Source organism: Paracoccus albicereus, assembly GCF_024359525.1.
Lineage (GTDB): Bacteria > Pseudomonadota > Alphaproteobacteria > Rhodobacterales > Rhodobacteraceae > Paracoccus > Paracoccus albicereus.
In genome coordinates, this window is sequence record NZ_JAKZEU010000002.1 from 149,999 (window position 1) to 173,371 (window position 23,373).

The window sequence follows — 23,373 nt, forward strand, 5'->3', positions numbered from 1 at the left end:
ATGACGAACCTGTTCGATCTGACCGGACGCACCGCTCTGGTGACCGGCTCGACCCGTGGTCTGGGTCGCGCCATTGCCGAAGGCCTGGGCGGGGCAGGGGCTACGCTGGTGGTCAATGGTCGTGGCGACGCAGCGACCGAGGCCGCAGCGGCTGAGTTGCGCGACGCTGGATATGATGCGCGGGCCGCGTGTTTCGACGTTACCAGCGAGACCGCGGTGATGGATGCGTTCGCCACACTGGATGCCGACGGCATCGACATTGACATCCTGGTCAACAACGCCGGCATCCAGCATCGTCAGCCGATGGTCGAACTTTCGCTGGCCGACTGGCAGCGGGTCATCGACACCAACCTGACCAGCGCCTTTCTGCTGGGGCGCGAGGCGGCGAAGCGGATGATCCCGCGCGGCCGTGGCAAGATCGTCAACATCGGCTCGCTGACCAGCGAATTGGCGCGCGCAACCGTCGCCCCGTACACCGTCGCCAAGGGAGGCATCCGGCTGCTGACGAAAAGCATGGCCGCTGAATGGACAGCGCATGGGATCCAAGCCAACGCGATTGGTCCCGGCTACATGCTGACAGAGATGAACGAAGCGCTGACCTCGAATCCCGATTTCGACGCTTGGGTGAAGGGCCGCACACCTGCCGGCCGCTGGGGCCGCCCTGACGAGCTTGTCGGAACCGCAATCTATCTGGCGTCGGCGGCGTCGGATTACGTCAGCGGACAGCTGATCTTCGTCGATGGCGGCATGATCTCGGTGCTGTGAAAATGGCGGTGCGGCACCTTGTCCTGATGGGTGTGTCGGGATCGGGCAAGTCCACCGTGGGCGAGGCCCTGTCGCAGGCGACAGGTCTGCCCTATCTCGACGGGGATACGCTGCACACGCAGGCCAACGTGACGAAGATGCGCGACGGCCTTCCGCTTGACGATCAGGATCGGATGCCGTGGCTGGATCGATGCGGCGCCGCCCTGCGGGACAAGCCCGACGGTCTGATCCTTGGCTGTTCCGCCCTGCGTCGGCGCTATCGCGATCGGTTGCGCAAGGGCGCCGACATGGACGATCTACTGTTCGTGCTGCTTGACGGTGATCCTGCGCTGCTTGCACACCGCATGCAGGCGCGGAAGGGTCACTACATGCCGCCTTCGCTGCTGCAAAGCCAGCTCGATACGTTGGAGCGGCCGGCGGACGATGAGCACAGCATCATCGTCTCGATCGACCAGACGACCGAGCGGATGGTCGCCGCGATCCGCAAGGCGCTGGATGAGACCGGCTGAAGACGCCTGCGGTCTGCGGTCGAAGACGCACCGTCGCCTTTTTGACGGCAGTTGACGAACAATCGGCGGCCGTCGGCATTGATAAGACGCGACGACACCGCGCACCGTTGTTTCGACTTGGCAGCATCACGTTGACGAAGGGGCGTCGTGTCTCGCAGGATGCTTCGCTGCCTGTTGGGAGACCGTTTCGTGCATCTGTCGCTGATTCTTCTGCATCTGGCCGGGGCGGTGATGCTGCTTCTCTACGCGGTTCAGATCGTCCGCATGGGAGTCGAAAGCGCGTGGGGCGGCCAGTTGCGCGCGATGCTGCGCGCCGCCAAGACCAGCGATCTGCGGGCCGCGCTGGGTGGCGTGACGCTGGCGACGATGCTGCAAAGCTCGACGGCGGTGGCGATACTCGCCTGCGGCTTTGCGACAAGCGGCTTCTTGTCAGTCCCGACCGGACTGGCACTGATGCTGGGTGCCGATCTTGGCTCTGCGCTGGTGGCGCGGATCCTCAGCATCGATCTGGGCTGGCTTGTCCCGGCTTTCTTGTTCGTGGGTGGCCTTCTTCACCTGAAAGTGTCGAGCCCGCTGCTGCAAGAGATAGGACGGATGGTCCTTGGCATCGGTCTGATCCTGCTGTCACTGACCTTGATCGGCAGTGCGACCGGACCTCTCAGGGAGAGCGCTCTTCCTGCAAATGTCTCGGATTACCTGGCCGAAGATTATCTGACGGCTTTCCTGATCGGTGCACTGTTCACGTGGCTCATCCATTCGGGTGTCGCCTTCGTCCTGATGCTGGCCGCCTTTGCCACGCATGGCCTGCTGACGCTCGATGCCGCGATCCCGATGATCCTGGGCTGCAATCTGGGCGGTGGAATGATCGCGTTCTGGTTGACGCGCGGCATGGCGACGGATGCGCAGCGCATCACCACGGGAAACCTGCTGTTCCGATCCGGCGCCGCAATCGCGGCTCTGGCGGTTTTCGAGGCGACCGACGCGGGAATCGAAACCCTTGGCAGCACGTCCGCCACGGCCGTCGTGAACTTCCACCTTGCCTTCAATCTGGGTCTGGTCGCGATCGGGCTGCCATTCGTCGGCGCCGTCGCACGCCTGACGGGGCGGATGCACCCCGGTTCCGATGATCCGAGCGCCGATGCCGAGCCGTGGCGCACCCCAAGCGCGTTGGATCCATCGGTGATCGACACGCCGCGCCTTGCGCTTGCAAGCGCCACGCGAGAACTGCTGCGCATGGGCGAACTGATCGAGGCGATGGCCCGCCCGGTCATGAGCCTGATGGAGGATGGCGATCGCGATGCGATCGCACGAACCCGAAAGATCGACGCCGAGGTGAACCGCATCCATACCCGCATCAAGCTGTATCTCGCGCAGGTTAATCGCGGCCAGTTGAGCGAGGATGAAGCGCGGCGAAGCATCGAACTGACCGACTTCGCCATCAACCTTGAACATGCCGGCGACATCGTGGCCAAGCACCTTCTTGCGCTTGCGGACAAGAAGGTCCGGACCGAATGGCAGTTTTCGCCCGCCGGCTGGGCCGAGTTGACCGAACTGCATCAGAAGCTGATGGACAACATCCACCTGTCGCTGAACGTGCTGGTGTCGCAGGACCATCCATCCGCGCGCCAGCTTGTGCGCGAAAAGCAAAGGATGCGCGATATGGCGCGGCGCACCCAGGATCTGCATCTCAAGCGGCTTCAGGACGGGACCCCCGAAAGCATCGAGACCAGCGGCATGCATCTGGAGATCGCGCGAGGCTTCAAGGAAATGAACTCGCTTCTGGTGACCGTCGCCTATCCGCTTCTCGCCCGTAGCGGCGAGTTGCTGGACAGCAGGCTAAGTCAGGATCAGGCAGCGTCGTAGGGCGACTTCGCTGCGAGCGCCTGAAGCTTCACGCCAATCCTGTCCCCGATTGCCCGTTCACCCGTCACACACCGTGCAGGTTGTATGTCTGCGGGCTGACCGTTAGGGTCAGGCGAATCCGTTGGGGTGCCCGCAAGGGCTGAGAGGCGAAAGCTGACCCATCGAACCTGATCCGGGCAATGCCGGCGTAGGGAACGGAGCACGATGAAGCCCCTTGGCTGGTAGCCGGTGCTTTGTCTTCCTCCTGTCCCTTGCCGGGTGGAGGAAGCGATGACGTTACACCCGACCGCCTTGACGATAGCAGGCTCCGACAGTGGCGGGGGCGCGGGGATTCAGGCCGATCTGAAGACGTTTTCCGCGCTGGGCGTCTATGGCACCAGCGCGATCACGGCAATCACCGCGCAGAACACGCGCGGCGTCTTTGGTATCGAAGCTGTCACGGTCCAAACCGTCTCGGCGCAGATCGCGGCCGTGCTGGACGATATTGTCCCGCGCGCAATCAAGATCGGCATGCTCGCATCCGCCGAGATCGTCGATGCCGTCGCCTCGGCAATCGCGGATTACGCCGGACCCGTCGTCCTCGATCCGGTGATGGTCGCGAAATCGGGCGATGTGCTTCTGGCGAAAGAGGCCGAGCGCGCACTGATCCAGACGCTTCTGCCCCGCGCCCATGTTTTAACTCCTAACCTGCCCGAAGCTGCGCGTTTGCTGGATTGCGACCAAGCCAGGACGGCGGATGAGATGGTAGCGCAGGGACGGGCGCTTCTGGACCTCGGGGCGGGGGCGGTGGTGATGAAGGGCGGTCACGCCGAAGGCCCGACCTGTACCGATCGGCTGGTGACGGCCTCGGGTGTTGTCGAGTTGGAACAGACCCGTATCGACACCCATAACACCCACGGCACGGGGTGCAGCCTGTCATCCGCGATCGCGGCCGAACTGGCGAAGGGTGCCGACCTCGAGACGGCTGTACGGAACGCGCAGCACTGGTTGCACGGCGCGATCCGCTGGGCCGACAACCTCGGGATCGGCGGCGGGCACGGCCCTGTTCACCATTTTCACGCGGTCTGGACATGAAGACCGCACGCGTCCTTGGCGCTGGCGTCGCAGGATTGTGCGTTGCGGCAGAGTTGGTCGCACGCGGCTGCGCGGTGACCGTATCTGACACCGCGACGCAGCCGGGACCGCATGCCTGTTCCTGGTGGGCGGGCGGAATGCTCGCGCCTTTTTGCGAGGGCGACACGGCCGACGAGCTGGTCGTGCGACTTGGCCAGACCGCTGCGGATTGGTGGGAAGGGCAGGGCGTCGCGGTAACTCGCCAAGGGACGATCGTCGTGACCCTGGGCCGCGACCGAAAGGAACTCGACCGCTTTGCACGCCGGACGCAAGGTCATTTTTGGCTGGACACAGACGGTCTTACGGCGCTGGAGCCGGATTTGGCCGGTCGCTTCGAGCGCGCGCTGCATGTTCCCGCTGAGGCGCATCTTGATCCGCGTGCGGCGCTGAAGCATCTGCGCGACCGGTTGGAACAGGCTGGCGTCGATTTCGTGGCCGAGCCTAGCCAAGCCGACGGTCTGACCTTCGATTGTCGTGGACTGTCTGCGCGGGACGCGCTGACGGACCTGCGCGGCGTGAAGGGCGAGATGGTCGTCCTGCGCAGCACCGATCTTCGCCTGACCCGCCCCGTGCGACTGCTTCACCCGCGCTTTCCGCTTTATGTCGTGCCCCGTACCGACGGTCTGTTCATGTTGGGGGCGACCCAGATCGAAAGCGACGATCGACGGCGCAGTGTCCGTTCGGTCATGGAACTGCTCTCGGCGGCCTACGCGCTGCATCCTAGCTTCGGCGAGGCCGAACTGGTCGAGATCGGCGCAGATGCGCGCCCTGCCTTTCCCGACAACCTGCCCCGCATTACGCGCAGGGGCTACACCATCCACGTCAACGGACTGTTCCGACACGGCTTTCTGCTCGCCCCTGCCTTGGCGCGCATGGCGGTCGAAACGGCGTTCGACGGCACCAAACCGGAGTTGCTGCATGAAGATCACGCTTAACGGCGCCCCGACCGATGTGAAGGCCGAAACGCTCGCGGCCGCTTTGGACGAACTCGGCTATGCCGACGCGAAAGTCGCGACGGCGCTGAACGAGCGTTTCGTGCCGAGCGCCGCGCGTGCCGACGCGGTCCTTTCGCCCGGCGACCGGATCGAGGTCGTCGCCCCACAACAGGGAGGATGAGATGCGGCTTTACGGAACCGAAATCACGTCGCGCCTGATGCTGGGCACCGCGCAATATCCGTCGCCCGCCGTGCTGGCCGACGCGTTCCAACGCTCGGGTGCCGGGATCGCCACCGTCTCGGTCCGGCGCGAAGCAGGCGCGGAACGGGCTGGTGCCGCGTTCTGGAGCCTCGTGCGGGAATTGGGTGTAACGCTTCTGCCCAACACCGCCGGCTGTCATTCGGTGAAGGAAGCCGTGACGACAGCGCAGATGGCGCGCGAACTGTTCGACACAGCGTGGATCAAGCTGGAAGTCATCGGTCACGCCGACACGTTGCAGCCCGACCCGTTCGGTCTGGTCGAGGCGGCGCGGATCCTGACGGGCGAAGGCTTCCGGGTGTTTCCCTACACGACGGAAGACGTGGTGCTGGCTGACCGTCTGCTGGACGCGGGGTGTGAGGTTCTAATGCCCTGGGGCGCGCCGATCGGCACCGGATTGGGGCTGACGAACATCTACGGATTGCGCACGTTGAGGGCGCAGTTTTCGGACGTGCCGATGGTGGTCGATGCGGGCCTGGGTCTGCCGAGCCACGCGGCGATGGCGATGGAAATGGGCTTTGACGCGGTGCTTCTGAACACCGCTGTCGCAAAGGCCGGCGATCCTGCCGCGATGGCCGAGGGCTTCGCCCATGCGGTCCAGGCCGGGCGGCTTGCCTGGCAGGCCGACCCGATGGAGCCGCGCGACATGGCCGCGCCGTCGACGCCGGTCATCGGACGGGCCTTTCTGGAATGACGCTCGACCGCTTCTATCCCATCTTCGACCGTCTCGACTGGCTGCAGCGCACCCTGCCTTTGGGCGTCAAGCTGGTGCAGCTGCGGATCAAGGGTGTTCCCGACACAATGTTACGGCCGGTCGTCGCGCAGGCGCAAACCATGTGTCGGTCGCACAATGCCGTGCTGGTCGTGAACGATCATTGGCAGATCGCCATCGACACGGGCTGCGACTGGCTTCATCTGGGGCAGGAGGATCTTGATGACGCCGACCTTGCCGCGATCAAACGCGCCGGCATCAGGCTCGGCATCAGCACCCACGATCACGCCGAACTCGACCGCGCGCTTGGTCTGTCGCCCGATTACGTCGCGCTGGGGCCGGTCTATCCGACGATCCTGAAGCGAATGAAATGGAGGCAACAGGGTCTCGACCGGGTTGCTGAGTGGAAGCGGCTGATCGGCGATCTGCCCCTTGTCGCGATTGGCGGGATGACGCCCGAACGGGCGAAGGGCGCGTTTCGGGCAGGCGCCGACATCGTCTCCGCCGTCACCGACATCACCCTGAACGACGATCCCGAAGGACGCATCGACCAATGGCTGCAGGCGACGCGATGAACCGCTATGCCCGCCAGATCGCCGTTCCCGAGCTTGGGCCAGAGGGTCAGGCGCGCTTGACCGATGCTCGAGTGGTGATCGTCGGCGCGGGTGGTCTCGCCTCGCCGGTTCTTCAATATCTGGGTGGCGCAGGTGTCGGGCGCATCACCCTGATCGATCCCGACAGGGTCGAGGTCACGAACCTTCATCGGCAGACATTGTTTCGCGACGCCGATATCGGTCGCCCCAAGGCGCAAGCCGCCGCAGAGGCGATGACCGCGCTCAATTCGTGCGTCCGTGTCGAGCCGGTCGTTGCTGCGCTTGATCCGGCCAATGCTGAAGCACTGTGCCAGAACGCCGATCTGGTCCTGGACTGCGCAGACAGTTTCGCGGCGAGCTATATCCTGTCCGACCTGTGCCTTGCGACTTCAACCCCTCTCGTCAGCGCGTCGGTGATCGGGCAACAGGGCTACACCGGTGCATTCTGCGGCGGGGCGCCAAGCCTGCGGGCGGTCTTTCCGGATCTTCCGCATCGTTTGGGGTCCTGCGCACAGGACGGCGTCTTGGGACCGGTCGTGGGGATCGTGGGCGCCCTGCAGGCCCAGTTGGCACTCGCGTTTCTCGCCGGGTTTTCTCCATCGCCGCTGGGGCGGTTGCTCACCTTCGACGGGGCCGATTTCCGCTTCGGCGGTTTCCGCTTCGACGGCGTGGCCGAACCCGAACGCCCACACCATTTCATCGTCGCGTCAGAGATTTCGGAGGCGGATTTCCTCGTCGATCTGCGGGCAGCGATCGAGGGGCCGTTGGTGCGTCCGTCTGCGCGTCGCCTGTCCGTGACCGATCTTGGTCCGGACGGACCAACACCCGCCCCAGGTCAGCGGGCTGTTCTGTGCTGCCGTTCCGGCCAGCGGTCTTGGGCGGCGGCCGAGCGCCTCGCCAACGCATGGGACGGAGAGATCGCCCTTGTCGCCCTTGGCGACGCAACCGGAGAATCTGGATGAACACCAACGGTATCGCCGCCACCGCGGAGCGAAAGGACCTGCTTTCGAACGCTCAAGCGGAAAACGAGGCAGCCCGGACCCTTTCAAAGGGTGGCCCGGACTACGGCGTCACCTTCCCGCTGTGGCGTGCCGCTGCCGGCGCGTCATGGCATGACTACACACGGCATCCGTTTGTCGAGGGACTGGGCGACGGGACGCTGCCGCGCAAGGCGTTCATGCGCTATCTCGTGCAGGATTATCTTTTCCTCGTCCAGTTCTCTCGCGCTTGGGCGTTGGCCGTGACTAAGGCAGAGACGCTGGACGAGATGCGCGCCTGCGCCAAGACGGTCCACGCCCTGCTGGATAAAGAGCTTCATCTGCATGTCGCGATCTGCGCCGCGGAAGGCATCCCCGAAGCCGAGCTGTTCTCGACGCGCGAGGCGCCGCAGAACATCGCCTATACGCGCTACGTTCTAGACGCCGGACATTCCGGCGATTTCCTGGACCTGATCGCGGCGTTGACGCCCTGCGTGCTGGGCTATGGCGAGATCGGCGCGCGGCTTGCGTCTCGTGGCAATGAGACCGGCTATGCGGACTGGATCGCTACCTACGCAGCGTCCGGATATCAGGATACGTGCCGCGCGGTCGGGTCGCTGATCGATTCGGCGGTGGCCTACCGTCTGGGGTCCGAACCCCAGGAAAGCCCTCGCTGGCGCCGTCTCTGCAATCGCTTCGAAACCGCCACACGGCTCGAGGTCGATTTCTGGGAGATGGGACTGTCAGGCTGACGCGCTACGTCAGCAGTCACGGTTCTTGATGCTGAGATGATAGGGGGCCAGCCTTTACGCGACCCCGAACAATTTCGGGTTAAATCGAAATAAAGTCGCGCCCGACCGGATCATTCGCGACAGACGGGCGTTCATAGCTTGTCGGACATGTCGTCTGGCTTCGCTGTCGGACCGCAACGCGCTTTCTGGCATCCGGCATCCTGAAGATCCTTCTGAACAGTATCCCTAGGCAAAAAGACCCATGGCATTTCCAAGCCCAATTCCATTCGATCCTTCGCTCGAAACAATCAGCGATGATGAGCGGCAGGTCGTATCCGACCTGAACCAGTCGTTTCGCGAGATCACCGAGACCACGGCCGAGGATTGCGAATTCGCGCTTCGGTCGGTTCACGCCAAGTCTCACGGTATTCTGGAGGGTTCGCTGACAATCGATGAGGGTCTGCCCCCCGAACTCTCGCAGGGCCTCTTCTCCAAATCCGGCACCTATCCATTGATCTTGCGCATGTCGACGAATGCCGGGGATATGCTGGACGACTCGATCGCCCTGCCGCGTGGGTTGGCGATGAAGGTGATGGACGTCGAGGGTCAGCGTCTTCCGGATTCCGAGGGCACGACCCAGGATTTCATCATGATCAATGCGCCGGCCTTCGCTGCGCCGGACGCCGAGAGCTTCAGCAAGAATCTGTCGCTGCTTGCGAAGACGACCGACCGGGTCGAGTGGCTCAAGAAGATCGCTGCCGGAATGTTCAAGGTCGTGAATGCCGCGCTCGACAAGGTCGGTGTTGGCCAGATCGATGCCTTGGCGCTGATGGGTGGGATGCCCAATGTCGAGCCCATGGGCGAGACCTACAATTCTGCAGTGCCGTTTCGCTACGGCGATTATGTTGCGAAGTTCTCGCTGCGTCCGATCGCGCCTTGGATGCGGGATCTGACGGGCGAGACGATTGATGCAAGCGATCGGCCCAATGCCGTGCGCGAGGATGTCCGGGCCGAGATGTTCAGAGGCGATGCCGAATGGGAGTTCTGCGTCCAGCTTCTGCGTGATGTCGACAAGCAACCGATCGAGGATGCGTCGGCTGAATGGCCGGAGGACGTTTCACCGTTTCAGCGCGTGGGCGTCGTGCGGGCCGCGTCGCAGGACAGCTGGCTGGATAGCCGGGTCGAGACCGTCAACATGCACCGCCGATTCAGCCCCTGGACCGGGCTCGAGGCGCACCGACCTTTGGGCAACGTCAATCGTGCCCGCAAGCAAACCTATCGCGCCAGCGCCGATTTGCGATCGAGCCTGAACAACTGCCCTTACCACGAGCCGGGCGCGTAGGGGCGTGCTGACCCAATTTTGATGCGAGGAGTCCGGCCCCTTTGTCGATGTGGTCGAGCAAAAAGGATGAATGCATGTCCGACGATGACTTGAACCACAGTGCAACAAGCGCCGATCCAGATACTCCTCATGCCGAAGGCGCTTCCGGTGGTTGGGGATCGTTGAAGGGTATCGCGCGTATTCTGGGGGAAGAATCTGTCAGTCCCGTGGCCCTTCGCATTCTGGCAGGGCAGAACAAGCCGGGGGGTGTCATGTGTCCGTCCTGCGCTTGGGCAAAGCCGGCCAAACCCCATGCCGCGGAATTCTGCGAGAATGGCGCCAAGGCAACGCTGTGGGAGTTGACGCGAGCGCGGGCCGACGCGTCCTTCTTCGCGAAGCATAGCGTCACTGAACTTCGCGAGTGGAGCGATCACGACCTCGAACTGTCCGGGCGCCTGACGGATCCGCTGCGCTATGACAGCGAGGCCGACCGCTACGTTCCGGTTTCATGGGACGAGGCTTTTGCGGAAATCGGTCGCGAATTGAGAGCCATCGATCCGGAGGAGGCGGTCTTCTATTCGTCCGGACATGCGGGGCTGGAGGCATCCTACCTCTATGCGCTGTTCGCCAGAGCCTACGGTCACAACAACCTGCCGCAATCGTCGAACATGTGCCACGAGACGACATCGGTCAATCTTCAGCGGCTGATCGGCGTGCCTGTCGGCACCTGCACGCTTGACGATTTCGAGACCTGCGATGCGATCTTCTTCTTCGGCCAGAATACCGGCACGAACTCACCCCGGTTTCTGCATCCGCTGAAGCGGGCTGTCGAACGCGGCTGCCGGATCGTCACTTTCAATCCGGTGCGAGAGCGCGGGCTGGTCGAATTCGTCGATCCCCAAAACCCCATTCAGATGACAGTCGGCAAACCGACGAAAATATCCGAGGAGTATCTGCAGGTTCGACCGGGTGGGGATGTGGCGGCGCTGGCGGGGATGATGCGCTGCATTTTCGATCGCGATGACGAGGTTGGCGATATCATCGATCGCGGCTTCATCGGCGAGCACACCGAAGGGTTTGACGCGATGGAGGCGGCGATCCGCTCGATGGACTGGTCGGACATCGAGCGGCAGTCGGGATTGACGCACGCCATGCTTTCGCGCGCGGCCGATATCTACATGCAGGCCAAAAACGTGATCGGCATCTATGGCATGGGGCTGACCCAGCATGTCGGCGGCTGGCTCAATCTCGGGATGCTGGTCAATTTCCTGATGCTGCGCGGCAATATCGGCCGATCAGGGGCAGGGATCTCGCCGGTGCGAGGTCATTCCAACGTGCAGGGCCAGCGGACGGTGGGCATCGCCGAGCGCACGGCGAGTGTGCCGCTGGACAAGCTGCGCGACCTTTTCGACATCGATCCGCCGCAACAGGACGGGCTGAACGCGGTCCATGCCTGCGAAGCAATGCTTGCAGGGCGGGTCAAGGCTATGGTGCAACTCGGCGGCAATCTTGTGCGCGCATTGCCGGATTCGCGGCGTATGGAAGCAGCATGGCCGTCGCTTCGCCTGACGGTTCATGTCGCCACGAAGCTTAACCGCTCGCAGTTGGTCCCGGGACAGGTCGCCTACATTCTGCCCTGCCTCGGTCGGACCGATCGGGACGAGCAGGACGGTCAGCCGCAGGTCGTGACGATCGAGGATTCCATGTCGCACATTCACGCCTCGATCGGGTCGGCCAAGCCGCCATCGGAACGCTGCCGATCCGAGCTTGCCATCGTCGCAGGCATGGCGGCGGCGACGCTGCCATCCAGTCCGAAGCTGCACTGGGACGCGTGGACGCGAAACTACGATCTTGTTCGCGACTTGATCGCCGCGACCTATCCGGACGAGTTTCATGATTTCACCGCTCGCATGCCGACACCCGGCGGTTTCTATCGTGGGAATGCCGCCCGTGAGCGCCAGTGGCAGACCGAGACCGGCAAGGCGCGGTTCACGACGCCCGACACGTTGACGGCGCTTGGAGAAGAGCCGGTGGATGAGACGATGACACTCGTCACGCTCCGTTCGAACGACCAGTTCAACACCACGATTTACGGCTTCTCTGACCGCCTCAGGGGGCTTGAAGGAAGCCGCGAGATTTTGCTTGTCAATCGTGACGAGATGGCTCGGCTTGGTCTGGAAGAGGGTGAACGGGTCACGCTTGTCAGCGCCGTTGACGATGGGGTCACTCGGGAGGTCGCAGGTCTGGCGGTGACCGCCTACGATCTGCCGAACGGCTGTGTCGCGGGCTACTATCCTGAGCTGAACCCGTTGATCCCGTTGAGCTATCACGAAACCAAGTCTCAGACGCCAGCATACAAGGGGTCACCGGTGAGGATTGTGCCGAAAGGGGCGTAGACCGTGCGAAGTTCACTGGACAGTTTTGAAGCTGAAGCAGCTTTTCACCGTCAGAAAACGCTAGAGGCGGGTTGAGAAATTCCAGGGCTGTCGGCGTGATAACCCGGAAGGCCGTCGACGGCCTTCTTGAACTCCGAGCTTTGCATGGCTTCGGTAACCCGGGCCATTGCGTCGGTCTTCAAAAGGGTGTCCCGGCAAACGAAGACGTAGTCTTCGGTCAATAGCGGAAGAAACTCCAAGCCGAACTTCCGCGCAGCCGCCTCTACGCCAAAACTCGCGTCGGCCATTCCGCTGGCGACATAGGCTGCCACGGCGGCATGGGTGAATTCGAAGGTGGTCTGGCGTCCACCGCCGATGTCTTCCGCTCTCATATCTGACTGCGCAAGGATCTGCTGCAACAGTTGAGCCGTGCCGGAGGCTGGGTCCCGCGCGACAAAACGCAGCCCCGGTGACTTCAGGTCAGCAACGCTTTTGATGCGAAGCGGATTGCCCCTTTGCACCATCAGCCCCATCTCACGCGTAACGAAGTTGATAACGCTATAGTTTTCGTCGCCCAGAAGAGCGCGTGTCATATCGACTGCCTCCTTTCGCAGGGGCCCCTGTGGCAGGTGCATCCCGGCAAGATCGCAATCACCCCTTTTCAGGGCCGCGAGAGAGGTTTCGTTGCTCACGTAGCGCAGATCGAACACCATATCGCCCTGGCGATCGAGGATGCGCTGCAATTCTTCGACCGCGAAACCGTGGCTGGCGTGGGCGCGGATTTCGGTCGTGGCCTTTGGCAGGAACTCGACCAGTTCCGCCTCCAGCTCATGGATCAGATTGGCCAGCTGCGGCATCAGACGGGCTTGCAGGCGCTGACCGGCCCAGACGAGCCGCTCGCCAAACGGCGTGAGGCTTGTGCCTTTGCCGCGTTGCCGCTCGACCAACGGTGCTTCGAAAAAGTCCGACCATTTCTCGATCAGGTTCCAGGCATGGCGGTAGGAGATGCCGGCCTGTTCGGCCGCGCGCGTGATCTTCCCGGTTGCGCGGATCTCGTTGAGGAAGTCCAGCATGACGGTCATCGGTGGCGCCGCATCGGACTTTCGGAACCTCCAAACTGGCACAATCTCGATCTGCATTTGGCGCCTCCTTATGAACCAGTGTTCATAATTGGGGTTATCGTTATAGACGAATTATGCAGATAAAATCATATTTGATGCAAGCAGTTCTGCCCCTATCTCTCCTAAACACAGTCGCGCTACAGCGTGATCAGTACCGGGATATGAACGATAGTTCATAATTGGAGGATATGATGCCCTATGACTTTTCAAGCGCCTGCGCGGACCTGATCATCCACGGCGAACGCGTGCCAGCGCGATCTGGTCGGACCTTCGAGACGATCAATCCCTTTACGGAACAGTCTCTCGGTCTGGTTGCGGAAGCGGGCATCGATGATGTGGATGACGCGGTCAAATCAGCGCGCGAAGCGTTGCGCGCCGAATGGGGTACGATGCGTGCCGCTCAGCGCGGTCAATTGCTGCTGCGCTTTGCCGACCTCATCCGACGTGACCAGGAACAGCTGATCGAGCTTGAAAGCCTCGACACCGGCAAGCCGATTTCGACCATCCGTCGTCAGGACTTTCCAGCGGTCTTGGATACGCTGACCTACTACGCGGGCTTCGCCGACAAGATCAACGGACAGGTCATTCCCGCTCGACCGGACGCGCTGACCTATACGGTGCGAGAACCCGTCGGCGTGGTCGCCGCGATCGTGCCATGGAACTTCCCCATGATGATCGGGATGTGGAAGATCGCTCCGGCGCTGGCTTGCGGCTGTGCCGTGATTCTGAAACCCGCCGAGCTGACCCCCCTGACCGCACTGAAGTTCGGCGAGCTTGCGCTCGAGGCCGGTATCCCCGCCGGCGTGCTCAATGTCGTTCCGGGCTTCGGCACCGTCGCCGGACAGGCCTTGGTGGATCACCCGGATGTGGACAAGGTGACGTTTACCGGTTCTCCCGGCGTAGGGCGCCAGATCCTGCGGGGATCCGCGGGCAATCTCAAGCGCGTCACGCTCGAACTGGGCGGCAAGTCGGCCAACATCATCTTCCCTGACGCGGATCTCGACGCTGCGGCCAAGGCTGCCGCATCAGGGATTTTCTTCAACAGCGGCCAGGTCTGTTCGGCCGGATCTCGGATCCTCGTTCACAACTCGGTCCGAGATGAAGTGGTCGAACGGCTGGTGGCTCGCGCCGAAAAGATCCGCGTCGGCGATCCGTCCGACAGCGGCACCCAGATGGGACCTGTCGTGTCCGACAAGCAGATGGAGCGGATTCTGGACTATATCAGGATCGGCAAGGACGAGGGCGCTCGTCTGGTCAGCGGCGGAGTCCGGACCGCAACGCGCGGATACACCATCGCTCCGACCATCTTCGACGACGTCGATCCGCAGATGCGCATCTCGCAAGAAGAGATTTTTGGCCCCGTCGCCTCGGTGATCGGCTTCGACGACGAGGACGAGGCGCTGTCCATCGCCAACGGTACGCAATTCAGTCTCGCCGCAGGGATATGGACGAATGACATGCGGCGGATGCATCGCTTCGTGCGTGATCTGAAAGCAGGCACGGTCTGGGCCAACACGTTCGGACCGACCGATGTGCGGCTTCCGTGGGGCGGCACCCGGGATTCTGGTCTCGGCCGCGAGCACGGCGAGGTCGCGCTGGAGAACTTCACCGAACCCAAGTCGGTCTGGATCGCGCATGGTGCGTGAATTCGGCTGACGGGACCGTCGTTCTCCGCTCCGGACGAGCCACCGCCGCGTCAGGCGGTGGCTCGCGCCGACCCTTCCGGGTAAATCAGCCACTGAGAATGTCTGACGTCTCGTTTTACCGCACGTCATTGCTCTCGCGCGCGAGACACGCGTCCTGAGCCCGGGAGAGTCTCGCTAGCACCGCGTCAATCGGCTCACCTTTCGCGCGGGCGTCCTGCCAGATGCGGCGGCATGAACTCGGCGACCAAGGCAGCGCTGCCTCGGCCAACCAGCGGCGCAAGGGCGGCGGCAACGCGTCAAAGCCGTGCATCGCATCGCGGGTGCGGGGTCGAACCTTCTGCCGGGTCGCGCCAATGTTTGATGCCCGGGCCATCAGCAGCACACGCAATCGTGGGCCGGGTCGATGACGACAAGCAGACGCGGTCCGCCCGCCGCGGCCGGTGGCGAGCGGTGGACGATCGCGCCAAGCTCACCCCCCGGCCAGAGGGCCCCACGGAAGATGCCAACGTCTCCACGCTCCATCCGGTGGGTCGATCGCGGCTGACCGCTGGTCCCGATCGGACCGTATTCGGTGCCCGGTCCACGCAGGGTGCAGAGCAAACGCGCGGCCACGGCGTCGATGTGCCATTTGGGGCAGGGCTGGCCTTCGGTCGCATCGAGGCGGACTTCGAGGAATGGCGATCCGAAGGCGAGGATCGCATGTCGTGCCAGCGTCTCGACATCCGCGACAAGGTCCGCTGTCGCGGCACCGGTTCCCGCCACGTCGCAGGCCGTCTTCACTGCCGAAGCCACATCGGCGAGCCTGACCCTCTGCCGCAGACGCGGCAGCCGCTCGTTCGGCAGGGCGTCGAGAGCCTTGATGAGACGACCGGGCAACCGCCGTTGCCACAGCGCCAGCGACACGCCGGGCTGCCCGATCGATTGAAGCACGTGCGCATCCGCATCGCTGCGCGTCGTCGTGATCAGGTTGGGAAGGGCGGTCATCATGCCGCCTCGGATCGGCGCCATTGCGGGAATGGATCGGGCAGGTCGGACAGCCGGGAGAGGTCTTCGGCCATCTCTTCCGAGACGCGGCAGTCGTCGAGCCTTTCCTTCAGATCCGGCCAGTCGATCCCCGCGCCGATGAAGACGAGTTCCTGCCGCCGGTCGCCCCACGGCTCAAGCCAGTGCGCTGCCATGTAGGCGCGGGCCGTGTCGTGATCGGGCCAGCGATCACGCGGGACCGCTGCCCACCAGGTCCCGAGCGGCCTGATAGACGACAGCGCCCCGGCCAGAGAGAATTCGGCGACCCAGTCCGGGCGGGTCGCGATCCAGAAATGGCCCTTGGCCCGGATCACGCCCGGCATGGCGCCGTTCAGCACGGCCATCACCTTTTCCGGCTGAAACGGACGACGCGCACGATAGACGAAGGAAGCGACGCCGTATTCCTCGGTTTCCGGCACGTGATCGGCGAAGCCGTAAAGCTCCTTGGCCCACATCGGATGTTCATGCGCGCGATCGAAGTCGAACAATCCGGTGTCTAGGATCGCGCTCGCCGGCACGTCCGAATGATCTGTCTCTATCACTCGCGCGTCGGCGTTCAGGCTGCGAATGATCTTGCGCGCGGCGTCGGTGCGCTCGGCACCCGCATCCGACACCTTGTTCAGCACCACCACATCCGCGAACTCGATCTGCTCAACCAGCAGGTCCACCAGCGTTCTGTCGTCGCCTTGTCCGGTCGTCTCGCCACGCTCGCTCAGGAAATCATGACCGGAATAGTCGTGGAGCAGGTTCACCGCGTCGACGACGGTCACCATCGTGTCGAGCCGGGCCACATCGGACAGGCTGTCGCCGTGCTCATCGCGGAAGTCGAAGGTTGCCGCGACGGGAAGGGGTTCGGATATCCCCGTCGACTCAATCAGGAGGTAGTCGAAGCGTTTCTCTGCACAGAGGCGCCGCACCTCTGACAGCAGATCATCGCGCAGGGTGCAGCAGATGCACCCGTTCGACATCTCGACCAGCGTTTCATCTGTGCGTGACAATGCGGTCTCGGCACGGACGAGATCGGCGTCGATGTTGACCTCGGACATGTCGTTGACGATGACCGCGACACGACGCCCATCGCGATTGTTCAGCACGCGATTCAGAAGCGTTGTCTTCCCCGCGCCGAGAAAGCCTGAAAGGACGGTGACGGGCAGGCGGGTGTCTTTCATGGGGTAGGCTCCGGTGTGTACTGGCTCGAGGGTTCAGATGATGTGACCAACAGAAGGTCGCCAGAAGTTACAGTATAACATATCAACGATCAAGTTGAAGAAGGGGCTTCTGAAAGTGAGCGGTCACGGCTTCTTTAGAGAATGCAGTCCGTATCATTCAGGATATTTGGAGGCGGAGGGGCTGGAGCGATCTGACACCCAAGGTGATCGATTGCTGACGCGGCAGTTACTTGAGCTCGGTTCGTCAGGCTGATCGTCACAGATTTGGGACTGTCCTCCTCCCACACGTCAGCGCGACCCCACGTTGATAGAAGTCGGCGCCCGCGCGACAATCTTTTGCAGCCAAGTTTAATGCCGTCGCGCGAATGACGGCTCTGACCGCCAAACAGAAAGCGCTCGCGTCAAGATCGAGCGGTGAGAGTTTAAAGGAAAACTGGCAGCCCGTAGGGGAATCGAACCCCTCTTTCCAGGTTGAAAACCTGGCGTCCTAACCGATAGACGAACGGGCCAGCCTTGGCGGCTACCGGGTGTGCCCGGCGGCGTGGGCGGTTCTTAGACAGAGGCGGGGGGGCGTGCAAGCGGAAATTTTGGGCCGTTCAGGCATTTTCCATAAGCGGGTCGCACCGTGCATCGACAGCGCGCGCGATCGCCAATGACCGACGCCACCCTGACCATCTGGAGGCTTGCAATTTCTCAGCCTGAACTGGAAATTCTGGCTTCGGAAGTCGTCAGCGTCCACTGAAGCGCGTGCCGGTGCCGGCACCGATCGTCATCTAACGCCTGGGCTGAGAGCAGCAACCGCTGGCAACGCTGCAGTTCCGGCAGGCAAGGACCAGTCACAACCCCGGCCGCCTTGCGGCCTTGTTCTGGCGCCTGTAAACCCGCGCCAGAACAAGGGAAGTGCTCATGTCGATCACCGAAAACGAGGCCCGCAAGGTTGCGCATCTGGCGCGAATCCGTGTCGAGGACGAAGCGCTGCCGGCGCTGGCGCAGGAGCTGTCGAGCATCCTGCAGTTCATGGAGCAGCTGAACGAGGTCGACGTCGAGGGTGTCGAGCCGATGACCGGCGTGACACCGATGCGACTGAAGCGGCGCGATGACGTCGTGACGACGGGTGAGATGGCGGACAAGGTCCTCTCGAATGCGCCCGACGCGCGCGAGGGCTTCTTCGCTGTGCCGAAGGTGGTGGAATGAGCGATCTGAACAAGCTGGGGATCGAGGGTGCGCGCGACGCCCTGAAACAAGGCGGCGTGACCTCCGTCGAGTTGACCGACGCCTGTCTTCAGGCAATCGAGGATGCGGGTGCGCTGAATGCATTCGTCCACGGCACGCCGGATATGGCACGCGACATGGCCAAGGCTGCCGATCAGCGGATCAAGTCGGGCGATGCGACCGCGATGACCGGCATTCCGTTGGGGATCAAGGACCTGTTCTGCGTGCGTGGCGTGCCGACGCAAGCCGCGAGCGGCATCCTGAGGGGCTTCCGGCCCGAATACGAATCGACCGTGACGCACAATCTGTGGGACGCGGGCGCGGTGATGCTGGGCAAGCTGAACATGGACGAGTTCGCGATGGGATCGTCGAACGAATCCAGCACCTATGGCCCGGCGGTCAATCCATGGCAGGGACGCGATGGTGCGAAGCTGACAGCGGGCGGGTCGTCCGGGGGGTCGGCCTCGGCAGTGGCGGCCGATCTGTGCCTGGCCGCGACCGGGACCGATACCGGCGGCTCGATCCGTCAGCCGGCCGCGCTGACCGGGATCGTGGGCCTGAAGCCGACCTATGGCCGGGTCAGCCGCTGGGGCGTGATCGCCTATGCCTCCAGCCTCGATCAGGCCGGGCCGATGACAAAATCCGTGCGCGATGCGGCGATCATGCTGGGTGCGATGGCCAGCGTGGACGAGAAGGATTCGACCAGCGCCAACATCCCGGTTCCAGATTTCGAAGCCGCGATTACGGGCGACATCCGTGGCCAGAAGATCGGCATCCCGCGCGAATACCGGATGGAGGGGATGCCCGCCGATATCGACGCCCTGTGGCGGCAGGGCGCCGAGATGCTGCGCGATGCCGGCGCCGAGATCGTGGACATCAGTCTGCCGCACACGAAATACGCGCTGCCCGCCTATTACGTGATCGCTCCGGCGGAAGCGTCGTCGAACCTCGCCCGCTATGACGGGGTCCGCTATGGTCACCGTGCAAAGCTGGGGCAGGGCGATGGCATCGTCGACATGTATGAAAAGACCCGCGCCGAAGGGTTTGGACCCGAGGTGCAGCGCCGCGTGATGATCGGCACCTACGTTCTCTCGGCGGGGTTCTACGACGCCTATTACAATCGCGCGCGCAAGGTGCGGGCGCTGATCAAGCGCGATTTCGATCAGGCCTTTGCCGATGGGGTCGATGCGATCCTGGCCCCTGCGACGCCGTCCGCGGCATTCCCGCTGGGCTCTGCCAAGGATGGCGATCCGGTGGCGATGTATCTCAACGACGTGTTCACGGTCACGCTGAACCTGGCTGGATTGCCGGGGATCGCGGTGCCGGTTGGACAGGATGCCGACGGGCTGCCGCTGGGGTTGCAGATGATAGGGCGGCCGTTCGAGGAAGGGGCGCTGCTGAACCAGGCCTCTGTTCTGGAGCGGGCAGCAGGATTTGTGGCCAAGCCCGATCGCTGGTGGTAGCGTCGGGCACAGGCATGGCATGGAGCGGCGGATGGTGATGCGGATCGCGGCGGGATTTCTGGCGCTGGCGGGGCTGTCGGCCTGCGGCATCCAGGGCGGGCAGAACCCCAATTATCGCTATGGCAGCGACAGCCCATACGACAATTATCGGCAGGCGCGTGAAGTGGCGCTGACGACGGGCAACGAGCCGCCGCGCCGTGTTCCTGTCGCTCTGCCGGTCGAGGCGCCAACGGCGGCCGAGATCGCGGGACCAAGATTGATGCAGACCGTCGCGCGGCAGTATCGCGGCGGCGCAGCGCGACCCGCGCCGGTTCAGACGACGCCGTCCGGCGCGCCATTGCCCGTCGTGCAAAGCGGGCCCTATGCCGGATCGACGCCGGTTCTGGTCCGGTACGCCTATGCCGCCGACCACGCGCCCGGCACCGTGGTCTGGCAACGCGCGGGCGGATCGGCCGCGACGGCGGCACGGGTCTGCGCCAGCTACGCGGATGCCGATCGGGCGCAGATGGCGTTTCTCGCCGCGGGCGGGCCGGATGTCGATCCGCGCGGCATGGATCCTGACGGTGACGGTTTTGTCTGCGGATGGGACCCGGCGCGCTGGCGCGTCGAGACGCTTTGATCCCGCAACACTTAGCTGAATGAGCGAAGGCTCTCCCAATCACGGGGACCGGCGCGGTCAGCGGATCGCGCTGATCGTGTTGCACTATACGGGGATGGCCGACGGTGCCTCGGCGCGGGCGCGCCTTTGCGATCCGGCGGCCGAAGTCAGCGCGCATTGGCTGGTGCACGAGGACGGCCAGACAGAGGCGCTGGTCCCCGAAGATCGGCGTGCGTGGCATGCGGGTGCGGGCTCGTGGCAGGGCCAGGACGACGTGAACAGCCGCAGCATTGGCATCGAGATCGTCAATCCCGGCGATGCGCCGTTTCCGGTCGAGCAGATGGACGCGGTCGTCGCGCTGGTCGGCCAGATCGCGGGGCGGCACGGGTTAGGGCCGGAGGCGGTGATCGGCCATTCCGACATGGCACCGGGACGGAAATGCGATCCCGGTCCGCGCTTTGACTGGCAACGGCTGGCGCGGGCGGGACTGGCGATCTGGCCGGTGTGCGGGGACGACCGGCCGCTGACCGAAAGCCTGGATGCCGCGGGGTATCCCTCTGCCGATCCCGCAGTCAGGCTGGCAGCGTTCCGGCTGCGATATCGTCCCTGGGCCAGCGGGCCGGAATCGTCAGAGGATCGCAGGCTGGCGGCCGGATTGGCCGCGTTGACGGCCCGGACGGATTAAGCGCGGCGCATGCGCAGCGCGGCGATCCAGATCAGCGCCAGAACTGCTGATGCCAAGGCATTCATGTTGGCCATTGTCACGCCGAGAATTTTCAACGCGGGCTCATCGCAGCGCACCACGGGCGCGGCTTGAAGCTGCTTCATCAGATCCTCGGTGCTGAGCTGCGTCAGGTTGCCGACACCGCCCGAACAGGCCGTCGGCCCCTGCCACCAGCCCCATTCGACACCCGAATGATAGGTGGCGATCGCCACCGCGCCGGCTGCACCCAGCAGGCCCAGCCACAACAGCCAGCGCCGCGCGCCAAGCCGCCACACCGCGATCCCGGCAACGATGGCCAGGACATGTGGCCAGCGCTGCAGGATGCACAATTCGCACGGTGCATAACCTGCCGCCTGAAAGGCAAACGCCGCTGCAAGAAGCAGAAGCGAGCCGAGGCCCGCGAAGACGGCAATCATGCGCTGATCGTGCTCGGTCATGCCGCCGATCCTTGGTGTGGGGGACGGATCAGTGGGGTCGCCACGTGACCACCCGATAGAGATAGACGGCCACGATCACGACGACGACCATCGTCGAAACCGGATCGACGACATGCGCCACACGCTCGTAATTTTCGGCCAGTATCAAACCGGCGATGGCGAGGATCGAGGTCCAGATCGCACTGCCCGCGATGGTGTAGAGGAAGAACGGCACCAGTGGCATCCCGGCCAGTCCCGCAGGGACCGAGATCAGCGTGCGGATCGCAGGGATCAGTCGTCCGATGAAGATCGCGGCCGGTCCGTGACGATGAAACCAGGCGATCGCGTTGTCGATATCGGCGGGCGACATGGTCAGCCAGCGTCCATGCCGCGCTGCAATGCGCCGCAGACGATCAGCGCCCACCGTAGCGCCGATCCAGTACCACGCGGCGGTCCCCAGAACCGAGCCGAGCGTGCCCGCGATGATGACCATCGGCATAGACATGCTGCCGCGTCCGGCCAGGAATCCGGCCAGTGGCATGATGACTTCGGAAGGGATGGGCGGGAACAGGTTTTCGCCCAACATCAGCGCAAAGACCCCGGGGATTCCCCAGCTGTCGATCAGCGCTACCACCCATTCGAACATCGTACACCCTTCCGCTTTGGCGATGCTGTCGCCCGTCTTGCATGGGGCGTCAACCCCGCTAAGCTGCCGCTCACGCCGTCGCGAATGCGCGGCATCGCAATGCAGGGGAGACCTTCGGATGGAATGGCGCGGACGGCGGGGCAGCAGGAATGTCGAGGATCGTCGCTCGATGGGTGCGGCGGGTGCGGGCGGCATCGGCGTCGTCGGGATGCTGGTGGTTCTGGCGGTCGGCTATTTCTTCGGCGTGGACATCTCGCCCATCGTCGGTGCGGTCAACGACGGCCAGCCGCGCGAAGGACAGCCGTTGTCCGAAGAGGACCAGCAATGGGGTGAGTTCATGTCCGTCGTGCTGGCCGACACCGAAGAGGTCTGGTCACGCGTCCTGCCTGAACAGGCCGGCACCGACTATGTCGATCCGACGCTGGTCCTGTTCCGCGGCGCGGTGCAATCGGCCTGTGGCGGCGCCTCTGCCGCGATGGGGCCGTTTTACTGCCCGAATGACCAGAAGCTGTATCTCGACACCGATTTCTTCGACGTGATGGCGAACCGGATGGGCGCGGGCGGCGATTTCGCCGCAGCCTACGTCGTGGCCCACGAAGTCGGGCACCACGTCCAGAACCTGCTGGGTGTTCTACCCGAGGTGACGCGGATGCGTCAGGGCGCCTCGGAAGAGGAATCGAATTATCTGTCGGTGCTGACCGAATTGCAGGCCGATTGCTTCGCAGGGGTCTGGGCCACGCAGGCCAGCCAGCAGTTCGGCGCCATTGAAGAGGGCGATCTGGCCGAAGCCCAGAACGCCGCCCGCGCGGTGGGTGATGACGTGCTGCAGGAAAACGCGGGCCGGACGCCCATGCCCGACAGCTTCACCCACGGTTCGGCCGATCAGCGGCAGGAATGGCTGATGCGCGGTTTCCGCTCGGGTGATGTCGGTCAGTGCGACACGTTCGGCGAGGCAGGGCTTTAGGACTCGGCTGACATGGATCAGCGCGGGATGCGAGGGGCGCGGCCCTGATCCATCTGCGCCCAGTCCGGCCACAGCCCGCCATGTTCCAGCCCGGCGATGACCAGCCCTGCCGCGACAATGGCCAGCAGCGTGATGACCTGGCGTTTAGAGGGTGGACGTCGCACCCAGCGGGTTGCGCGCAAGAGCCAGATGAGGTTGTTCATGCCCTGTCTCCGCCGTCGATGAGTGACGGCCTGTC

25 protein-coding genes, 1 tRNA gene and 1 riboswitch are annotated in these 23,373 nt (G+C 63.8%); of the genes, 18 read left to right on the forward strand and 8 right to left on the reverse strand.

The window, feature by feature from the left end; genetic code table 11:
- From MLD63_RS04275 to MLD63_RS04330, 12 genes are all read left to right on the forward strand, one after another.
- Window positions 1-765: an SDR family oxidoreductase gene (locus tag MLD63_RS04275; protein ID WP_255328649.1), complete on the forward strand. Its 765-nt coding sequence runs from the start codon at window positions 1-3 to the stop codon at window positions 763-765.
- Window positions 766-773: 8 nt separating this feature from the next.
- Complete coding sequence (locus tag MLD63_RS04280) at window positions 774-1,274, forward strand: gluconokinase (protein WP_255328651.1); 501 nt, start codon at window positions 774-776, stop codon at window positions 1,272-1,274.
- 159 nt (window positions 1,275-1,433) lie between these two features.
- Window positions 1,434-3,137, forward strand: a complete 1,704-nt coding sequence (locus MLD63_RS04285; protein WP_255328652.1) for a Na/Pi cotransporter family protein — start codon at window positions 1,434-1,436, stop codon at window positions 3,135-3,137.
- Between the two features lie 112 nt (window positions 3,138-3,249).
- Window positions 3,250-3,348: riboswitch (TPP riboswitch) on the forward strand.
- Window positions 3,349-3,407: 59 nt separating this feature from the next.
- Window positions 3,408-4,211, forward strand: coding sequence for a bifunctional hydroxymethylpyrimidine kinase/phosphomethylpyrimidine kinase (gene thiD, locus MLD63_RS04290; protein ID WP_255328653.1), 804 nt, complete (start codon window positions 3,408-3,410; stop codon window positions 4,209-4,211).
- Window positions 4,208-5,185, forward strand: a complete 978-nt coding sequence (locus MLD63_RS04295) for an FAD-dependent oxidoreductase (protein WP_255328654.1) — start codon at window positions 4,208-4,210, stop codon at window positions 5,183-5,185. Before thiD ends, MLD63_RS04295 begins: the two co-directional genes overlap by 4 nt.
- Window positions 5,169-5,366 carry a sulfur carrier protein ThiS gene (gene thiS, locus MLD63_RS04300; protein WP_255328655.1) on the forward strand — a complete coding sequence of 66 codons (198 nt, stop codon included), beginning with the start codon at window positions 5,169-5,171 and terminating at the stop codon, window positions 5,364-5,366. The genes MLD63_RS04295 and thiS overlap by 17 nt, the downstream gene beginning before the upstream one ends.
- A gap of 1 nt (window position 5,367) precedes the next feature.
- A complete protein-coding gene (locus MLD63_RS04305; RefSeq protein WP_255328656.1) occupies window positions 5,368-6,138 on the forward strand; it encodes a thiazole synthase in 771 nt (256 codons plus the stop codon).
- Complete coding sequence (locus MLD63_RS04310) at window positions 6,135-6,731, forward strand: thiamine phosphate synthase (protein WP_255328657.1); 597 nt, start codon at window positions 6,135-6,137, stop codon at window positions 6,729-6,731. The genes MLD63_RS04305 and MLD63_RS04310 overlap by 4 nt, the downstream gene beginning before the upstream one ends.
- Entirely contained in the window at window positions 6,710-7,711 is a 1,002-nt protein-coding gene (locus MLD63_RS04315; protein WP_255328658.1) for a HesA/MoeB/ThiF family protein, read from the forward strand. Before MLD63_RS04310 ends, MLD63_RS04315 begins: the two co-directional genes overlap by 22 nt.
- Window positions 7,708-8,478, forward strand: coding sequence for a thiaminase II (gene tenA / locus MLD63_RS04320; RefSeq protein WP_255328659.1), 771 nt, complete (start codon window positions 7,708-7,710; stop codon window positions 8,476-8,478). The genes MLD63_RS04315 and tenA overlap by 4 nt, the downstream gene beginning before the upstream one ends.
- A gap of 241 nt (window positions 8,479-8,719) precedes the next feature.
- A complete protein-coding gene (locus tag MLD63_RS04325; protein ID WP_255328660.1) occupies window positions 8,720-9,799 on the forward strand; it encodes a catalase family protein in 1,080 nt (359 codons plus the stop codon).
- A 74-nt stretch (window positions 9,800-9,873) separates the two neighbouring features.
- Entirely contained in the window at window positions 9,874-12,174 is a 2,301-nt protein-coding gene (locus MLD63_RS04330) for an FdhF/YdeP family oxidoreductase (protein ID WP_255328661.1), read from the forward strand.
- Window positions 12,175-12,224: 50 nt separating this feature from the next.
- On the opposite strand, the gene MLD63_RS04335 is transcribed toward MLD63_RS04330, so the two are convergent.
- Window positions 12,225-13,292: a substrate-binding domain-containing protein gene (locus MLD63_RS04335; RefSeq protein ID WP_255328662.1), complete on the reverse strand. Its 1,068-nt coding sequence runs from the start codon at window positions 13,290-13,292 to the stop codon at window positions 12,225-12,227.
- Between the two features lie 173 nt (window positions 13,293-13,465).
- On the opposite strand from MLD63_RS04335, the gene MLD63_RS04340 reads away from it, so the two are divergent.
- Window positions 13,466-14,920, forward strand: coding sequence for an aldehyde dehydrogenase family protein (locus MLD63_RS04340; RefSeq protein WP_255328663.1), 1,455 nt, complete (start codon window positions 13,466-13,468; stop codon window positions 14,918-14,920).
- Between the two features lie 115 nt (window positions 14,921-15,035).
- On the opposite strand, the gene MLD63_RS04345 is transcribed toward MLD63_RS04340, so the two are convergent.
- The 4 genes from MLD63_RS04345 to MLD63_RS04360 form a co-directional block, all read right to left on the reverse strand.
- Entirely contained in the window at window positions 15,036-15,293 is a 258-nt protein-coding gene (locus MLD63_RS04345) for a DUF6525 family protein (RefSeq protein WP_255328664.1), read from the reverse strand.
- Complete coding sequence (locus MLD63_RS04350; protein WP_255328665.1) at window positions 15,293-15,904, reverse strand: DUF1826 domain-containing protein; 612 nt, start codon at window positions 15,902-15,904, stop codon at window positions 15,293-15,295. The genes MLD63_RS04345 and MLD63_RS04350 overlap by 1 nt, the downstream gene beginning before the upstream one ends.
- Window positions 15,904-17,112: a GTP-binding protein gene (locus MLD63_RS04355; RefSeq protein ID WP_255328666.1), complete on the reverse strand. Its 1,209-nt coding sequence runs from the start codon at window positions 17,110-17,112 to the stop codon at window positions 15,904-15,906. Before MLD63_RS04355 ends, MLD63_RS04350 begins: the two co-directional genes overlap by 1 nt.
- A gap of 434 nt (window positions 17,113-17,546) precedes the next feature.
- Window positions 17,547-17,621, reverse strand: a tRNA-Glu gene (locus MLD63_RS04360).
- A gap of 397 nt (window positions 17,622-18,018) precedes the next feature.
- Between MLD63_RS04360 and gatC the strand changes: the two genes are divergently transcribed.
- Genes gatC through MLD63_RS04380 form a run of 4 tightly spaced genes read left to right on the forward strand, consistent with a single transcriptional unit; the run spans window position 18,019 to window position 21,070 of the window.
- Window positions 18,019-18,306, forward strand: coding sequence for an Asp-tRNA(Asn)/Glu-tRNA(Gln) amidotransferase subunit GatC (gene gatC / locus MLD63_RS04365; RefSeq protein WP_255328667.1), 288 nt, complete (start codon window positions 18,019-18,021; stop codon window positions 18,304-18,306).
- A complete protein-coding gene (gene gatA / locus MLD63_RS04370; protein WP_255328668.1) occupies window positions 18,303-19,787 on the forward strand; it encodes an Asp-tRNA(Asn)/Glu-tRNA(Gln) amidotransferase subunit GatA in 1,485 nt (494 codons plus the stop codon). The genes gatC and gatA overlap by 4 nt, the downstream gene beginning before the upstream one ends.
- Window positions 19,788-19,818: 31 nt before the next feature.
- Window positions 19,819-20,406, forward strand: coding sequence for a hypothetical protein (locus tag MLD63_RS04375; RefSeq protein WP_255328669.1), 588 nt, complete (start codon window positions 19,819-19,821; stop codon window positions 20,404-20,406).
- 19 nt (window positions 20,407-20,425) lie between these two features.
- Window positions 20,426-21,070: an N-acetylmuramoyl-L-alanine amidase gene (locus tag MLD63_RS04380; protein ID WP_255328670.1), complete on the forward strand. Its 645-nt coding sequence runs from the start codon at window positions 20,426-20,428 to the stop codon at window positions 21,068-21,070.
- Here MLD63_RS04380 and MLD63_RS04385 read toward each other — a convergent pair.
- A complete protein-coding gene (locus MLD63_RS04385; protein ID WP_255328671.1) occupies window positions 21,067-21,546 on the reverse strand; it encodes a disulfide bond formation protein B in 480 nt (159 codons plus the stop codon). The two genes, MLD63_RS04380 and MLD63_RS04385, sit on opposite strands and share 4 nt — an antisense overlap.
- A 28-nt stretch (window positions 21,547-21,574) precedes the next feature.
- Entirely contained in the window at window positions 21,575-22,171 is a 597-nt protein-coding gene (locus MLD63_RS04390; RefSeq protein WP_255328673.1) for a DedA family protein, read from the reverse strand.
- Window positions 22,172-22,289: 118 nt separating this feature from the next.
- Between MLD63_RS04390 and ypfJ the strand changes: the two genes are divergently transcribed.
- Window positions 22,290-23,135, forward strand: a complete 846-nt coding sequence (gene ypfJ / locus MLD63_RS04395) for a KPN_02809 family neutral zinc metallopeptidase (protein ID WP_255328674.1) — start codon at window positions 22,290-22,292, stop codon at window positions 23,133-23,135.
- A 17-nt stretch (window positions 23,136-23,152) separates the two neighbouring features.
- Here ypfJ and MLD63_RS04400 read toward each other — a convergent pair whose 3' ends face one another.
- Window positions 23,153-23,338: a hypothetical protein gene (locus tag MLD63_RS04400; RefSeq protein ID WP_255328675.1), complete on the reverse strand. Its 186-nt coding sequence runs from the start codon at window positions 23,336-23,338 to the stop codon at window positions 23,153-23,155.
- Window positions 23,339-23,373 lie beyond the last annotated feature (35 nt).

Coding starts and splice junctions, on each gene's coding strand:
- MLD63_RS04385 (WP_255328671.1), bottom strand. CDS start 21,546: ATGACCGAGCACGATCAGCGCATGATTGCCGTCTTCGCGGGCCTCGGC.
- thiD (WP_255328653.1), top strand. CDS start 3,408: ATGACGTTACACCCGACCGCCTTGACGATAGCAGGCTCCGACAGTGGC.
- MLD63_RS04330 (WP_255328661.1), top strand. CDS start 9,874: ATGTCCGACGATGACTTGAACCACAGTGCAACAAGCGCCGATCCAGAT.
- MLD63_RS04285 (WP_255328652.1), top strand. CDS start 1,434: ATGCTTCGCTGCCTGTTGGGAGACCGTTTCGTGCATCTGTCGCTGATT.
- MLD63_RS04275 (WP_255328649.1), top strand. CDS start 1: ATGACGAACCTGTTCGATCTGACCGGACGCACCGCTCTGGTGACCGGC.
- tenA (WP_255328659.1), top strand. CDS start 7,708: ATGAACACCAACGGTATCGCCGCCACCGCGGAGCGAAAGGACCTGCTT.
- MLD63_RS04325 (WP_255328660.1), top strand. CDS start 8,720: ATGGCATTTCCAAGCCCAATTCCATTCGATCCTTCGCTCGAAACAATC.
- MLD63_RS04315 (WP_255328658.1), top strand. CDS start 6,710: ATGGCTGCAGGCGACGCGATGAACCGCTATGCCCGCCAGATCGCCGTT.
- MLD63_RS04305 (WP_255328656.1), top strand. CDS start 5,368: ATGCGGCTTTACGGAACCGAAATCACGTCGCGCCTGATGCTGGGCACC.
- MLD63_RS04335 (WP_255328662.1), bottom strand. CDS start 13,292: ATGCAGATCGAGATTGTGCCAGTTTGGAGGTTCCGAAAGTCCGATGCG.
- thiS (WP_255328655.1), top strand. CDS start 5,169: ATGAAGATCACGCTTAACGGCGCCCCGACCGATGTGAAGGCCGAAACG.
- MLD63_RS04345 (WP_255328664.1), bottom strand. CDS start 15,293: ATGGCCCGGGCATCAAACATTGGCGCGACCCGGCAGAAGGTTCGACCC.
- MLD63_RS04340 (WP_255328663.1), top strand. CDS start 13,466: ATGCCCTATGACTTTTCAAGCGCCTGCGCGGACCTGATCATCCACGGC.
- MLD63_RS04390 (WP_255328673.1), bottom strand. CDS start 22,171: ATGTTCGAATGGGTGGTAGCGCTGATCGACAGCTGGGGAATCCCCGGG.
- MLD63_RS04350 (WP_255328665.1), bottom strand. CDS start 15,904: ATGACCGCCCTTCCCAACCTGATCACGACGACGCGCAGCGATGCGGAT.
- MLD63_RS04400 (WP_255328675.1), bottom strand. CDS start 23,338: ATGAACAACCTCATCTGGCTCTTGCGCGCAACCCGCTGGGTGCGACGT.
- gatA (WP_255328668.1), top strand. CDS start 18,303: ATGAGCGATCTGAACAAGCTGGGGATCGAGGGTGCGCGCGACGCCCTG.
- ypfJ (WP_255328674.1), top strand. CDS start 22,290: ATGGAATGGCGCGGACGGCGGGGCAGCAGGAATGTCGAGGATCGTCGC.
- MLD63_RS04310 (WP_255328657.1), top strand. CDS start 6,135: ATGACGCTCGACCGCTTCTATCCCATCTTCGACCGTCTCGACTGGCTG.
- MLD63_RS04375 (WP_255328669.1), top strand. CDS start 19,819: ATGGTGATGCGGATCGCGGCGGGATTTCTGGCGCTGGCGGGGCTGTCG.
- MLD63_RS04295 (WP_255328654.1), top strand. CDS start 4,208: ATGAAGACCGCACGCGTCCTTGGCGCTGGCGTCGCAGGATTGTGCGTT.
- MLD63_RS04355 (WP_255328666.1), bottom strand. CDS start 17,112: ATGAAAGACACCCGCCTGCCCGTCACCGTCCTTTCAGGCTTTCTCGGC.
- MLD63_RS04380 (WP_255328670.1), top strand. CDS start 20,426: ATGAGCGAAGGCTCTCCCAATCACGGGGACCGGCGCGGTCAGCGGATC.
- gatC (WP_255328667.1), top strand. CDS start 18,019: ATGTCGATCACCGAAAACGAGGCCCGCAAGGTTGCGCATCTGGCGCGA.